The organism is Streptococcus mitis, assembly GCF_946190115.1.
Taxonomy (GTDB): Bacteria; Bacillota; Bacilli; order Lactobacillales; family Streptococcaceae; genus Streptococcus; species Streptococcus mitis_CO.
Genome location: NZ_CAMHZG010000046.1, coordinates 1 through 548, shown reverse-complemented (window position 1 = coordinate 548; position 548 = coordinate 1). Strand labels below are relative to the sequence as shown.

The window sequence follows — 548 nt, the reverse complement described above, 5'->3', positions numbered from 1 at the left end:
GACGCTACAGCACTTGTGCTTGCTGACGTAGACGCTACAGCGCTTGTACTTGCTGAGGTAGACGCTACTGCACTTGTACTTGCTGACGTAGATGCTACGGCACTTGTGCTTGCTGACGTAGATGCTACGGCACTTGTTGACGCTGAGGTAGACGCTACGGCACTTGTTGACGCTGAGGTAGACGCTACGGCACTTGTGCTTGCTGAGGTAGACGCTACCGCACTTGTTGATGCTGATGTAGACGCTACTGCACTTGTGCTTGCTGATGTAGACGCTACGGCACTTGTTGACGCTGAAGTAGAGGCTACCGCACTTGTGCTTGCTGATGTAGAGGCTACGGCACTTGTTGATGCTGATGTAGATGCTACGGCACTTGTTGACGCTGAGGTAGACGCTACTGCACTTGTTGACGCTGAGGTAGACGCTACAGCGCTTGTTGATGCTGATGTAGAGGCTACTGCGCTTGTGCTTGCTGAGGTAGACGCTACGGCACTTGTTGATGCTGAGGTAGACGCTACGGCACTTGTTGACGCTGAGGTAGACGCTAC

1 pseudogene is annotated in these 548 nt (G+C 53.3%); it reads left to right on the top strand.

Annotated elements, in window-relative coordinates:
• Nucleotides 1–15: 15 nt before the first annotated feature.
• Nucleotides 16–548 (top strand): annotated as a pseudogene (locus N8L90_RS09325) (adhesive domain-containing protein); the annotation flags it as partial.